Genomic DNA, 14,295 nt, shown 5'->3' with positions numbered 1-14,295 from the left:
GTTAAGAAATATTCATGGAAAACAGCCGTAGTGATTTAATACTCCACCCCCAATTTTTAGAGGTTCTCTTTGCTTTCAAGAGTAAGGTTTCCAATGTTTTTAGAGACGTATTGGGGTTGCATGAAATTCATCATATTGCCTTAACGCGCATTAATAAATTCAATGAACTGCTAACCTTATCCTCGACTCCCGCTATGGAATTTAATTTATTTAACAGTTCTCTTTGGAAATATGATCTAACCTATGCCCCAAAATGGTATAAATTATGTACTCATGATTATTGGCAAACGCTTTATTATAGAGGACGTTACGATGAGCTATATTATCTTAAGCAAATCAAACACAGTTTTCCAATTGGCTTATCTCTGGCAGCCAAGATGAATGACTACTATATCATTTATTCTATGGCGAGTCATAAATCCTGTTCTTATACCCGAGAATTGTTTTCTACTCATCAAGAAGATTTTTATAAAATAGGACAATATTGCTCCAATATGCTAAATCCATTTTTCAACTATTACGATGAGCTCCCTTCATCACGTTCACTCTCACCAAAGCAGGTTGAATATGAAACACCAAACTAAAGCTATATTAGGCGGATTAATGGGCAATATTGTAGAAGCCTATGACATGTCAGTCTGCTATTTTTTAGCAACAGAGCTATCGCTTTATTTACTTGGCGATAATAAAGGGAAACCAACAGTGATGCTGTTATTGATTTTTATTGCCTATTTAGCAAAACCCATAGGAGCATTTATCCTAGGTTTATTCTCTGATTTATATGGACGAAAAAATATATTAATGGCGTCAATTGTAATTATGGGGATATCAACTTCCTTAATAGGAATCATACCTGACTATAACCACATTGGTTTTTTAGCCGCTGGCTTATTATTAAGCTTGCGAATTATTCAAAGCATGGCTCTTGGATCAGAATTCTTAAATTCTTCATCTTTATTAGTAGAAAGTGGAGATAACCAACGAAAAGGATTCCGTGGTTGTTGGTCTTCTGTGGGGGTGAAAGCAGGTTATCTGGTAGCCTGCTTAGTTGTCGAAAGCGTTCATTACTACACTAATCATTTTCCTACCCACTATTATTTATGGCGTATCCCTTTTTTATTTGCTCTGGTCACCACTATCATCGGCTTGTATATTCGGTCTAAAATGCCAGAAAGCCTTGCTTATGTACTTTATTATGCCAATAGGGAAAAACCTTCTACTCGTGACATCTACAAGCACTCCATAAATTACGTGAAAAGATACCCGTTTATATTCTACTTTGCCTTTTTCTCCATATTTTTATCGGTAACAACAGGGTTCTTTTTTTATTTATACATTCCATTACATGCTATTCAATACACACATTTCCCTCGATCTTCTATCATGATTTCTAATATAATTTCCTTAGCATTTGTTACATTGCTAATCCCAATTTTCGGCTGGATATCGGATAAAAAAGATAGATTAAAAATGTTAATTTTTGCAAGCAGTGGTCTATTATTTCTAACCTTCCCATTTATGTATGCTATTCATATCAACAGTATTAGCTACTTTATATTAATGCAATTACTGATTTCTATCCCTTGCGCTTGTTATTACAGTGTAGCAACAGTGCTTTTAACTGAATTATTTCCTTTGCAAATACGCTGCACAGCACTTTCTATTGTGTACTCCATCGCAGCAAGTCTGGCAGCAGGCCTTCCTCCATTACTATCCGATTACATAACCCAAAAAACTCAAATACCAAGCTCACCAAGCGGCATTATAATGCTCCTGGCTATCATTGTTCTCATTAATATTAAAATTTTGACTCGAAATTACTGGCGAGGGAAAAATACCTACCTTGTATCTTCTTTAGATAATGACCGAACTATTTTTACTATAGAATATAGAATATAAGGTGTCACTGCTTACATACTTTTTAATGCCCGTTCATTTTGTACCTTCAATGAGACAGAAAAAACTCCCCTCCTTGTCTGCTATAATTAAGCAAGGAAATGGATAATCAGAGAATGGAATGAGATTATTATCTTTTAAAAAGTCCAACGTTGTTTCCATTGGAACAGAATTAGAATTTCAAATTATTGATCGTAATTCATTATCATTGATCTCGCGCTCAAAAGAGTTGATGAGAGTATTACAAAACATGAGCTATCATACACAAATCAAGCCTGAAATTACTCAAAGCATGATAGAAATTAATTCTTCCATCCATGACTCAGCTAAAAAAATGTACGATGAATTATTGGAATTGCAAACTATTTTAGTAGAAACAGCCGCATCTATTGATGTCAATTTTTGTGGTGGAGGGACACATCCCTTTCAACAATGGATCATGCAAAAAATTTTTCCTTCAAAACGATTTAAAAAAAAATTTAATCAATATCGCTACCTGAGCAAACGGGCCACTGTGTTTGGTCAACACGTCCATGTAGGTTGTGCAACAGGTGATGATGCAATTTATTTAATCCATGCTTTCGCGAGATATGTTCCACACCTTATTGCTATCAGCGCTTCTTCTCCTTTTTACCAAGGCATTAATACCAATTATTGTTCATCACGCTCCACTATTTTTAATGCTTTTCCCTTAAGTGGAGTGATTCCTTACCTCAAAAATTGGAGTGAGTTTTCTGATTATTATTATAAAATGCGTCACTGGGGAATTATTGAGAGTATGAAGGATGTGTATTGGGATATCAGACCAAAGCCAGAATTCGGTACAATAGAAATAAGAGTATGTGATACTCCTTTGACATTAAAAAAATCTATTCTTATCACAGCCTATATTCAAGCTTTGGCATTATATCTCCTTGAAGAAAAACCGATTCAACTCTCACACAATTTATATTATGTCTATAATTATAACAGATTCCAAGCCAGCAGATATGGTTTGGATGGAGAATTAATTATTGCTGACAACAATAAACATGTTTCAATTAGAGAAGACATCATTGAAACAATAAAAATTATAGAGGAATACGCTAATAGACTTGGGAATAGTGAATATATTAATGAACTGTATGATGAGATCATCAACAAACAAAACGATAGTGTTATTTTAAAGAAAATTTATAAACAGTTTAATTCATTCACCAAATTGGTCGCCATGCAGTGCGAAATCTGGATACGTGACTCAAAGGATATGACATGGATACCCCAAATTTCTTGAAAACAAAAGAAAAAATCCTGGCAATTAAACCGTTCATGGAGACTGCCTTCGGTAATATTCTAGAACATCAAGAGCTGGAAAATATGCTGGCAATCTGTACGATTGTGTCATTTTCTACGAATGATATCGTATTTCATCAAGGTGATACGATAAAAGGAATATATCTTATCTTAAAAGGGACAGTAGATCTGATAGCTAGAACTTTAGGCAAAGGAATAGCCAAAATAGAAACCTGCCTTACAGGTGATTTTTTGGGAGAGACCTCTTTTCTTTTAAACGAGCCCAGTTCCACCTCAGCAGTTGCCAAAGATGAAGTGCAATGTTTATTTATTCCATACACCTATTTTGAACTCATGTCTGCTTTTTCACCTGAGGCCAAATATAAAATCATAAAAGCAATCGGTTATCAGGTTTGTGGTCGTTTAAAACGACTCCACGATAAAATAATCACTTCCATTTCACGTTTCGACATGCAAAGTTTGTCCTTTTTTGGGCGGATCATTCACACTTTCGCCCAGCCTAAAACAATGACTCTTGATGAAAGTGAAATAAATAAAGATCAAATTTCTCAAAAATCATCATTCCTTTCATTGACTCAAGATGAAACCAAGGAACTACTGAAACATGCTACGTTTTTAGCAGCTAATAAAAATTGTGTATTAATTCGTGAAAATGAAATAATCCCCGCATGTTATATCGTAATTCATGGCGCAGTCCAATCCAATGTTATGCAAGACAACAAAGTTGCTAAATTGTCTGTTATTGGCCCTGATACTTTATTTGCTAGTACTGCCTGTTTTATGAAAGATACTAATTTTTCAATCACATTTATTACTTGTGAGTCTGCGATTTTATTAAAAATTTCCGAGGAAGGACTTGAATACTTTCAAAAAAATAAGCCCACGCTCTGGTATAAATTGTTTAATTTAATATGCGGTTCGATCATTTCACTTGCTCGCTCCTTGAATAAATTAGACATACGACTCAACATAGAAAAATACAATCGGTGAGGTATTATGTGCAGAATTTTATCTTATCTTGGGCAACCTACTGTTGTTGAAGAACTACTTTATAAACCGGATAATTCCTTTATTAAGCAGAGTTATCATCCTAAGTATTTGCCTTATATATTAAATCTGGCTGGATTTGGTATGGCCGCCTGGGATCGTAACTCGATCAATCCATTGAAGGCCTATATTTATAAAACATCTAAATTACCCTTTTTTGATGAAAATTTGCATAATTTGGCTGCAAAAATTGCTCCCCACTGCCTTCTTGCTCATTTACGAGGGGTCTCCTACCAAGATAATCAGGTAGTCACAGATCAAAATGTACATCCGTTTCTCTATCCCGTCACTAACATTGCCTTAGCTCATAATGGGTTGCTCCATGGTTTTGAAAACATGCGTTATGATTTGCTAAAGCACGTTAAACCTGGTTATAGAAAATATATTAAAGGGACTACCGACAGTGAATGGATATATGCTGTTTTTATTTCCCAATTGGAAAATCCTGAGGGTCATTTTAATGCTTCTGAAATCACTAATGCTGTCGTAGCCACCTTAAAAATTTTAAAGCAGGTTCGTCAGCAGAATAACATTGTAATCAACTCACCAGTGAATCTCTTCTTAACCAATGGTGATTTTATTGCTGCAACTAGATTTTGTCTGGACTATGGTTGGAAACCCATTGATGCTCCTCCCTCTATGCATTTTACTTATCATTCCTTATGGTATACATACGGAGAACGATATGGCTTTTATGAAAATGAATACAAAATGAAGGGAGGAGAAATGAACTCAAGCATAATTATTGCTTCTGAGCCTTTAACCGAAAATACTACCACTTGGCTTGAAGTGCCTGAATACACATTAATTTTTGCCAATCAAGTGGATGGGGAAATTAAAATTGCTTCTCAAGACATCAGCATTTAACAACCCATGTTTCTCAATTGCGATCAGAAAAAGAAAAGAATAATTTTTTATAGTTTGTTGAAATTTATTGTAAATTGATTAATATTAATGTATTAGAGCGGGATTTATGAGATTGATTCAATACTTGGCAGCTGCTTAAAGTGCCTGTGCGGTCCCCAATATACTAAGTATTAAAAATTGATAAATAATTTTTTAGGAGATACTCATGCTCAATACGGATATTTTGAACATTAATCCTGAAACTGTATGTCTTATCATCGCTAAAGCGAAAGAGTTTCACGCTAAAGAGGAAGTTACTTTCAGCGAACAAACTCCTGATTCTGAATACGAGTACGACTGGTCTCAAATTTTAGCTGATCATGTCGACGATCTTTCCTATATTGAAGTTAGCAAAGCAATAGAAGGCCTTGACCCTAATCAACAAACAGATTTGTTAGCTTTAATGTATATTGGTAGAGGAGATTTTGATGTTTCTGAATGGAGCGCCGCCCATAGAGAAGCAAGTAATAATTTGCTACCTAATTTAACAGATTATCTATTTTCAAAACCTCTTATAGCTTACTACTTAGAAAAAGCATTGGAGTCTTTAGGATATTCATGTGATAAATAAAATTTCTACCTCTCTAAATAAGACCGAAAAATAAATGTCCCTCGAATTTCCCCTGGCTCCAGGAGGGAGCTATTCTGATAATTTCGCAAAACTGGCAGCCACTGATTCGTTAAACTCCTTCATCACAGCACTTTCATAAAACTCTTTTTTAAATTCGTCACTCTGGCTGTTTACTATGCTAACCATGGTTTCTAAACGACTGATCGTATCGGTTATTTCTTCATAAAGCCTATTTAACTTTTGAATATAAATTTCTTTGTCCTCACCAGGATAAGAAGAAGGATCATTTAATTTTATCTCAACATCATGAAGTATATCCTTTAACTTCCTGTCCAATTTAATAATATTTTCTGGGATATTCGCATCAAACTTCGTTAACTCTTCTTGGGTTTGATTCTCGCTAATTTCGTTCATTCATAGACTCCTATTAAATAATTAGAACCTTACTACTAAATTCTAGTAGAAGTACAGCATTTCTTCATTTGTATTATTAGTGGTATCATTGTCTTTTTAAATAGCAGTGAACCCATATGTTACTCCATTATCTTTTTATCATAGGCATTTGTGTAGAAGCCATTACTGGAGCTTTAGCGGCAGGTCGTAAAAAGATGGATTTTTTTGGTGTTTTGCTTATCGCTTCTATTACTGCTTTAGGGGGAGGAACTGTGAGGGATGCTCTATTTAATACCTATCCTCTGACTTGGGTTGCTCACCCGGAATACTTGTTATATACCTCTGTCTGTGCCTTCCTAACCATATTTATTGCTCATTCTCTAGTTAGAATTATGAAGGTTTTCTTGATTCTTGATGCCTTAGGATTATCAACATTTGTTATCATAGGAACCCAAAAGGTCCTCTCTCACGGCATGTCTCCAAGTATCGCAATAATTAGCGGAATGATCACTGGTATTTGTGGAGGTATGTTGCGTGATATTTTATGTAACGATATTCCTTTGGTTTTAAGAAAAGAATTATATGCTGTTATTGCACTTGCAGGTGCCTTACTTTTTATAACACTCGCTTATTTTCACATCCCCCACAATTTAAATATTATTATTACTTTGATATTTATCTTTACCACCCGATTATTAGCAATTTTCTTTCATCTTGAAATCCCGATTTTTGATTATTCAGAAAGCATAAAAAAAAGAAAAAAATGAAACAGCAAGGAAAGCCGGTTATTATTTAATCCCAATAGAGTATTGTTTACTACCTGCTCCCTTAAGGTCGCTATCGGCTTGCACCAAACAAAAGCCGAGCGCGACTCAAGGAGTGCATTTATGCAATATTCCCCATTCCCCACATTAAGCGATTTCCTTCACCTCGATAATGCTTACTTCTTCTAAAGGAACATCGGCATGTCCATTTCGTTGACCAGTTTTCACTTTAACGATAGCATCGACCACTTCCATTCCCTCAACCACTTCACCAAATACACAATAGCCATAACCTTGCGGATGCTCACCACTGTAATTAAGGAATCCATTATCCGCTACATTAATAAAAAATTGAGAAGTTGCCGAGTGTGGGTCCATTGTTCTTGCCATCGCAATAGTTCCTCGCTTATTGGGCTTGGCTACTTTTGCTTCGTTTTCAATTGGAGGATCGGTAGGTTTTTGTTCCATGTTTGCTTTTAAACCACCACCCTGAATCATGAAGCCATCAATAACACGGTGAAAAATCGTATCATTATAAAAGCCTTTACGAATGTAATTCAGGAAATTTTCTGCTGTCTTTGGGGTATTTTCTGTATCAAGCTTGATACGAATATTGCCCATAGATGTACAAATTAAAACCATTATATCACCTCTTAATAGCAAATAATTAGGAATTTATTATTAACCGACGCATATTGTCGCAAACATTATGCAAAACATGAACATTATGAATAGTTGCAAGGGCGGTAAATAAATTAGCTTTTTGTTTAGATAAATGATGCAAATAGGCTCTTGAATAATTAAGACAAGTATAACAAAAACAATCCTCCATTATAGGAGCCAAATCATGAGCAAAACATGATTTTTTAATTTGGATACGAGCATGCTCATGTTCACTTTGAAATCTTAACCAGTTACCTTCTCTTACTAATTGACCACAATATAAAGCGCCGTGGCGTGCATTGCGAGTTGGTGCTACACAATCAAACATATCGACACCTTCTGCCACAACATCCAATAGGTCCTGAGGCGACATCCCTACCCCCATAGTATAACGAGGTTTATTCTGAGGAAGATAGTCATGTACCCAACGAATTACTTCAACAGTAGTGTTCATATCAAAACCAATAGTTTCTCCCCCTATCGCTACTCCATCGGTATTCATTGCAGCAACAAATTCAGCACTTTCCCTGCGTAAATCTTGAAAAATGCCACCCTGAATAATGCCAAATAAAGCTTGCTTATATCCATATCGTGAGTTAGGAAATTCTTGATGGTAGTTGATGGATTGTTTTAACCATCGGTGTGTACGAACCATGATTTGACCCACTTCATCCTTGGAGCAACTATCTGGAGTACATTGATCAAATGCCATTATAATATCTGCACCAATTATTTTCTGAGTCTCAAGCGACATTTCAGGAGTCATGTGAATAATGCCTTTATTCCCCGGTAACTTAAAATGAGCTCCATATTCATCTATCGTACAAATTTCTCTATTCTTTGATAAACTAAAAACCTGAAAACCACCGCTGTCTGTTAGCATGGGACCATGCCAACCCATAAAACGATGCATGCCTCCCGCGCTTTCTATTACGTCCATGCCGGGAGCACATAACATGTGATAGGTGTTCCCTCCTAAAATGATTTGGCTACCAGCGGCTTGCAGTTCAGATGGGGTCATGTTATTGACCCCTGCTCGGTCCCGACCGGCATAAATACTGGCGTTATGAATTCGCATGGGGTGTCAGCACCCGAGTGACACGAGCTTTAGTACTAGCATGCTGATAAAGCACTTCACATGAAAAAGCGTTCATTTATGCAAACACAATGTAAAATCAGCAATGATAACTAAAGCAATAATTTATTACCAGAAATTAATTAACCTGAGAGCGGGTATGGAAAAATAAAAACAATCCCATTATTGCCATAAACAGAAAATACATCGCAGTCCACCCTGGCATAGAAATTCCAAACATTGTCCAAGTCACTTCAGCACAATCCCCAGCCCCCCAAAATAGAGCTTTGGCGACGGCTTGCCAAGGAAAATATTGAATTAATACATCAAGCCCAGGCATGCAAGCAGGAGCTTGTTCTGGAGGCAAAGATTGCAGCCACAATTGTCTTAATGCAAAATATAACCCTGCACAAGATACTAAAAATTGCAGAAAGCTTATTATATGAGCTTTTTTCAACGTCCCCAGACTCAATCCCATTAAACCTAATAAAACAAAGACACAAACCCGTTGCATTAAACAAAGAGGACAAGGTTGTAGCCCAATTGCGTATTGGAAATAAAAGGAGGCAAATAACACAAAGACTGTAATAATCGCTTGAAACGATTGTATTTTTCTATAAGTAAGCTTTTTCATGATTTTGGCAACATATATTGTATTGCTGCTTTTAGGTCAGCATCAGAACACTCCATACAAGTCCCTTTAGCCGGCATAGCATTCAACCCTTTAATTGCAGAAGAAAGTAATCCATCTATTTTTTTACTATCCAAACGAGGTTTCCAATCTGGGGATTGAAATTTAGGTGCCCCAGCTAATCCGTCTTTATGACATACCGAACAATATTTGTCATAGATTTCCTGGCCTGGTTCTTTTTTAATCTCAGTGTCCGACGTAGTTTTTTTAGTAACCTCTGTTTCGACTACTTTACCTTTCTCCTCCTGTATACGTACCTTTCCTATTGGTTGAATTCTTTGTAGAATTTGTTGCCTATCTACTTCATCCATCGCATACAGCATGGCTGAAAAACATAACAACATTAGCGAGATACTCAACCTCATATTTTTCTTTCCCCAGTAGCTAGCGTGAGCTCCTATGTGATCCCATAAGTAGCCTCACCATATGTGGATTCCGATTCAAAATAACCGAATTCGATATAAGACAATTTTTTATATCAAGTTCATTAAAAATCATACCGATAAGTGAGTTTTTTTTCCAGTGCTTCCTTTTTTAATACATTACTCCATCACCTAATTAAGAAACAATTCCTCTGCATCCAGTTGTTCCAGATATTGATGATAGGAAAGTATTTTATCTGAACGTACATCAAACAAAACAGCTCCCTGAACGTAAGCATAGTGATATGTTTCATCTGAAATAAATTTATTTGCTGGCACCAGACAATGAGACCATTCGTTCCATTGTGTTGTTAGCGAATTCGATTGCCAAAAACAAGGAATTTTTTCGCCATTATTTAATTGATCCAGAACTTCTTCACTTGCCCCATTATCCAAAGCCAAATCATAATGCAAGCGCATATCTTCTTCATTCTTCACAATTAGAAAGCTAATATTGGCGTCATCATCCAACATCAAAAAACTACCTGAGTTATCAGCCAAATAGAATTCAACGACACCTTTCTCCTTACACAAACTCCAAAATAACTCCGCAAATTTCTTATCGTGAAGGCAGTTGGGAGAAGTCACTGAAAGCATGCGTACAATCATATCAGACATACTTTGAAAATATTGTAGCTGTAAATCATGGATACTCTGAGTAATAAGATTAGCAGCATCAGGATCACTCTTTTTAATATACCTATGAATTAATCCTTCATTAAAAGCCGCTATTGCAAGTTTTTCATCAGCTTGTCCAGTTAACAATATTTTCTTAATATTTGTATCTTCAATGCGCCTACAAAATTCTAATCCATCCATACCTGGCATGGCATAGTCAACAACTACAACAGAGATTTCAGAAAAGCGTCGAGAATTATAAATTTCAGCATGTATAGCTGCCAAATCAAGATTAATAGTATGGTTTGTTAGTGGGCAATTCTTCGCTTCCGTATATTCACTGATACAACGCTCGCTTAATAATTCAAGCTCACATCGTTTTTGTTTAATACAATCCAAAGCATCAAAAGGCGAATTGAATACACGATAGGCTAAACTTTCATCTAGTTGCAGAACGAAATTAAGTAAAAAATCTCGACTATCATCTACAAAAACCGCAGTACTTGGAAAGTAACAGGTAGGTATAGAAAAATGTTGCATAGCTCCTCCTGAGCAAAACGTTCCAGTATTACATCTCATATATAACTAAAATGGTGTATGGCTTTCCTTTTCATACCTCGCTAACAATATGACGATAAAATAACATGATTGCTTAATATAACCAAATTATTTGCGCTTTACATTCAAGATATTGGATCTTAAATCCACAATCTAAAATTAGACAACTTATTGAATATAAGTCTATATTATAAATAAGTAACCTGCTCTCACTGCTATGGAAAACAAATAAGGATATTGATATGGCTAATTCTCAAGAATTTTATCAACCACCTGTGAGTGAGTTAAAACGTAATTGGGGATGGATATTGGGGTTTGGAATACTCTTTCTTATTTTAGGCTGTATAGGCTTAGGAATGTTAGTTGGCCTTACTCTGGCAAGTATGTTCTTTTTTGGTGCTTTATTAATCATTGGAGGAATCAGCCATGTCGTAGATGTGTTTAAGTATAAAGAATGGAAGGGCATGATCTGGCAAGCACTTATCGCAGTATTATATATTGCTGCGGGCTGTATCGTTTTATATGACCCATTTTTAGCATCAACTTTAATTACTGCCTTTCTTGCTGCAGTACTCATTGTGATAGGGCTAACTCGTGTCATTATGGCTTTTGCTCTAAAGGACTCCAAGGAGTGGGGATGGCTATTATTAGCTGGAATCACCGCGATTATTCTTGGCATATTGATTCTAATACAGTGGCCTGTTAGTGGATTATGGGTTATTGGCCTTTTTATTGCCATTGAATTAATTATGACCGGTTGGACTTATATATTTATTGCCATTTCAATAAAAGCAGCATAGCTCAGTGATTATGCTATTAAATTAACGTGGTTCGACATAAAAAGGTATTTATGCCTTTTGTGTCGCTATACGAACGTTATCTCACAAAGAAGCGAAACTTTTTGCACGGGATCCATTCTAAAATAATCCGCCTTGGCGCAACGAATGATTGAGTAGATATAGCATCGGCTCAAAGGCTTTAGGATCTCATATTAATGTTTTTGTTGTGGGGTTTGGCCTTGTGATTGTGTAACTCGTTTATCTTTCGGGATAGGGAGCGTAAAAAACTGGACTCGCCTTGTAGACTCTTCAAAAGACAGTTTATTATTTTTTCGCTCTTGATCCAAATAAGCATTAATTACCACAGCATTGGGTCTACTCCATGGACAAGAAGGGATGTAATTATTTGTAGTTCTCATTCTAAGTGCATTGGCATAACCCGTTGCCCCCAATTCTTTTTTCAGTATTTCCGTAAAATATTTTAAAAAATCAATGTCTCCAATCATTCCTATTTGATGTAAGAAAGTAAATCCCTGTTCGGTTTGAGAGGTCAGAAACTGCGCGAAAGATCGACCGTTTGACATCATTGATTTCACTTCTTGAAGATAAACAGGCACATTTCGGAGTACTCCCTTACTCAATATTTTGTGCAAAGAAGTGCTGTTAAATTTGTCTTCTTTTATCAGAAAAGTAAGATAAGCTTCCTCAGTAAATGAGCGCTTAACTGCTTTCAGATACTCTTTAAATTGCTCTGGATTAGCCTGGATTAAGGCCTCCTCCAATGAGCCGTAATTTAATTTAGATAGCGGAGTCGTGGCAAATACATTCTGAGGGATCGCTGCAGGCATTGGGAGTGATTTCTTTATCTTTTCTATAATTGTTTCATTAACGCGATGATGCCTATCCTGGGATAAAGCAGCTATCCAATCTTGGGTTAATTTTTGAAACACAATATCGGCTGACTCTTGGGGGACGTAGACTTTTATTTCATTGACCAAATCAGCAAGAAATGCTTTAAATGCTTGATGTTTTGAATGAGCCATAGATAAAACAACAGTGTCATCCGGGTGTGCGGAAGATGAAAATTTCTTATTATCCTGAATTGGCCTTAATTTATTTAAGTTATCGATATTGGTACTGAGTTCCCGGAACAGACTGGCTTCCTCTGTTGGGCAAAATTCCCGCGCCTTAATCAGGTATTGTAAGTCATTATAAGTACAGGACCTGGACTTACTCCTGGAATCTTATGAATGCACTGAGCAAGCGCTTGGAGGGTAGCCGCAGCAAATCTTCTTGATAAATCTGAACCACTGTCGATTACCGGGTCTAGTAGATTGATGAACTGTTGTATCGATAGTGATTCATTTTCACCCTCTTCAAAGTCTTGCAAATACTCCAATCGTCTTTTTTTAGCTTGAGGTTCCAAGTCTTCCTCGTCAGATGGAGTCAATTCCAAATTTTTACCCGGAACAAAATTAAATTGAACCTTTTCCTGCTGTTTCTCATGGGATTGGGCTTCGCTTTTGAAGTCATTCACATAATCAACGATCTGTTGGAATACCAGATCGTCCTCGTCATAAAATGAATTGGAACATTTTATTATCAACTCTAAAAATCGACTGTCCTGTGATAATTCAAATCCCGAACTCAGTTGTTTACAGTATTGTTCTTTTTCATTTTCTGTTAATTGCAGAAAAGGAAGCACGCGTAATACTTGCTCTATTTTATCCATGAGCTCAAAGTACAGACTTTTTTTCGTTAATAACCGAGCCCAAACGTTGTTTTGGATTTGTTTGATATGATTGTCCAGTTCCTGCTTGATCAAGCTCACTTCAATCATTTCGATTTGTTTTAAAGCGTCTTTAATAATAAGTACATCCACATTAATCACTTGAGCCTTTTCCAGGAACGACTTCCATTTCTCTTTGACCGGGTTTGTAATGCTTAGAAACTCTGCAATACTAGTGAACTTCGTGCTTAATATTTGCCTTAGGATGGGTAGTTCCTGATCAATTTTTTGCTGAAGCTCTCGTTGCTCGAGTTGTGCTTTTAGCAAAGAACAAGCGGTCTGCACTTTGAGTTTCGCAGCACCCTCACCAGGGAGGCTATCTAGAATCAAGCCCAGAGCATTGCAATCCTTCTGGACCTCTTCAGGATTAGAAGTCTCATTTGTTAATTTGATAATAATTGCATACAGTAACTCCAACATACTCTCTTCAATAACTTGGATAACTGGCTGATGTATACTAGTTAAATACTGGGACAACTCTGCTTGCAATTTTATCATTTCAGCCACATGCTCCATGACGTCCCGATGCGAATACCCAACCGCAGAACTGACATCGCGCAGACAGTGATACATAGTCATTAGAGGTTCAGCAACTAGAAAAGGCCTAAGCACCTGTTCTGCTGATTGGCACTTACTTTTCATATCTTGAATTTTATTCAGCAATTCTGTTCTTTTTTCCTGAAGCATAGAAGAATAATTGTTCCTTGAAGATAAATCAGATTTCATAATCACCAAGCCAGAGTTAGACTAGGTTAAAATTTAGGCATTCTATCACGCACACAATCCATAGGCAATTTTATGAAACATTTTTGTCAAACCAATTTAAAAAT

At 36.3% G+C, this 14,295-nt stretch carries 15 protein-coding genes and 1 pseudogene; 8 read left to right on the top strand and 8 right to left on the bottom strand.

Going from position 1 to position 14,295, the window contains the following annotated elements; translation table 11 throughout:
- The first annotated feature begins 14 nt into the window (after positions 1-14).
- From OK13_RS07030 to OK13_RS07005, 6 genes are all read left to right on the top strand, one after another.
- Positions 15-584, top strand: coding sequence for a hypothetical protein (locus OK13_RS07030; RefSeq protein ID WP_035889275.1), 570 nt, complete (start codon positions 15-17; stop codon positions 582-584).
- Complete coding sequence (locus tag OK13_RS07025) at positions 568-1,899, top strand: MFS transporter (protein ID WP_052117612.1); 1,332 nt, start codon at positions 568-570, stop codon at positions 1,897-1,899. The genes OK13_RS07030 and OK13_RS07025 overlap by 17 nt, the downstream gene beginning before the upstream one ends.
- 118 nt (positions 1,900-2,017) lie before the next feature.
- Entirely contained in the window at positions 2,018-3,169 is a 1,152-nt protein-coding gene (locus OK13_RS07020) for a YbdK family carboxylate-amine ligase (RefSeq protein ID WP_035889268.1), read from the top strand.
- Positions 3,148-4,179, top strand: a complete 1,032-nt coding sequence (locus OK13_RS07015) for a cyclic nucleotide-binding domain-containing protein (protein WP_035889266.1) — start codon at positions 3,148-3,150, stop codon at positions 4,177-4,179. Before OK13_RS07020 ends, OK13_RS07015 begins: the two co-directional genes overlap by 22 nt.
- A gap of 6 nt (positions 4,180-4,185) precedes the next feature.
- Positions 4,186-5,103, top strand: a complete 918-nt coding sequence (locus tag OK13_RS07010) for a class II glutamine amidotransferase (RefSeq protein WP_035889262.1) — start codon at positions 4,186-4,188, stop codon at positions 5,101-5,103.
- A 205-nt stretch (positions 5,104-5,308) separates the two neighbouring features.
- On the top strand, positions 5,309-5,713 hold the full coding sequence (locus OK13_RS07005) for a DUF3775 domain-containing protein (RefSeq protein WP_052117611.1): 405 nt from the start codon (positions 5,309-5,311) through the stop codon (positions 5,711-5,713).
- A gap of 69 nt (positions 5,714-5,782) precedes the next feature.
- On the opposite strand, the gene OK13_RS07000 is transcribed toward OK13_RS07005, so the two are convergent.
- Positions 5,783-6,127: a hypothetical protein gene (locus OK13_RS07000; RefSeq protein WP_035889253.1), complete on the bottom strand. Its 345-nt coding sequence runs from the start codon at positions 6,125-6,127 to the stop codon at positions 5,783-5,785.
- A gap of 116 nt (positions 6,128-6,243) precedes the next feature.
- Between OK13_RS07000 and OK13_RS06995 the strand changes: the two genes are divergently transcribed.
- Complete coding sequence (locus OK13_RS06995; RefSeq protein ID WP_035889252.1) at positions 6,244-6,873, top strand: trimeric intracellular cation channel family protein; 630 nt, start codon at positions 6,244-6,246, stop codon at positions 6,871-6,873.
- 144 nt (positions 6,874-7,017) lie between these two features.
- On the opposite strand, the gene OK13_RS06990 is transcribed toward OK13_RS06995, so the two are convergent.
- From OK13_RS06990 to OK13_RS06970, 5 genes and pseudogenes are all read right to left on the bottom strand, one after another.
- A complete protein-coding gene (locus OK13_RS06990) occupies positions 7,018-7,512 on the bottom strand; it encodes a peptidylprolyl isomerase (protein WP_035889251.1) in 495 nt (164 codons plus the stop codon).
- 25 nt (positions 7,513-7,537) lie between these two features.
- A pseudogene (tgt, locus tag OK13_RS06985) lies at positions 7,538-8,687 on the bottom strand (tRNA guanosine(34) transglycosylase Tgt).
- A 60-nt stretch (positions 8,688-8,747) separates the two neighbouring features.
- On the bottom strand, positions 8,748-9,242 hold the full coding sequence (locus tag OK13_RS06980; protein ID WP_035889249.1) for a disulfide bond formation protein B: 495 nt from the start codon (positions 9,240-9,242) through the stop codon (positions 8,748-8,750).
- Entirely contained in the window at positions 9,239-9,664 is a 426-nt protein-coding gene (locus tag OK13_RS06975) for a c-type cytochrome (protein ID WP_035889247.1), read from the bottom strand. Before OK13_RS06975 ends, OK13_RS06980 begins: the two co-directional genes overlap by 4 nt.
- 189 nt (positions 9,665-9,853) lie before the next feature.
- Positions 9,854-10,879 (bottom strand): response regulator, encoded by a 1,026-nt coding sequence (locus OK13_RS06970; protein WP_035889245.1) that lies wholly within the window; start codon positions 10,877-10,879, stop codon positions 9,854-9,856.
- A 260-nt stretch (positions 10,880-11,139) separates the two neighbouring features.
- Here OK13_RS06970 and OK13_RS06965 point away from each other — a divergent pair, with 260 nt between their 5' ends.
- Positions 11,140-11,697, top strand: a complete 558-nt coding sequence (locus tag OK13_RS06965) for an HdeD family acid-resistance protein (RefSeq protein WP_035889242.1) — start codon at positions 11,140-11,142, stop codon at positions 11,695-11,697.
- A 191-nt stretch (positions 11,698-11,888) separates the two neighbouring features.
- Here the strand turns inward: OK13_RS06965 and OK13_RS06960 are convergent, their stop codons facing one another.
- Both OK13_RS06960 and OK13_RS06955 read right to left on the bottom strand, forming a co-directional pair.
- Positions 11,889-12,719, bottom strand: a complete 831-nt coding sequence (locus OK13_RS06960) for a hypothetical protein (protein WP_035889240.1) — start codon at positions 12,717-12,719, stop codon at positions 11,889-11,891.
- A gap of 149 nt (positions 12,720-12,868) precedes the next feature.
- Complete coding sequence (locus tag OK13_RS06955; protein WP_152571617.1) at positions 12,869-14,191, bottom strand: hypothetical protein; 1,323 nt, start codon at positions 14,189-14,191, stop codon at positions 12,869-12,871.
- Positions 14,192-14,295: the final 104 nt, after the last annotated feature.

Origin of the sequence: Legionella norrlandica, assembly GCF_000770585.1 — a bacterium.
GTDB classification, from domain to species: Bacteria; Pseudomonadota; Gammaproteobacteria; order Legionellales; family Legionellaceae; genus Legionella; species Legionella norrlandica.
This window is presented reverse-complemented; position numbering and strand designations above follow the sequence as displayed.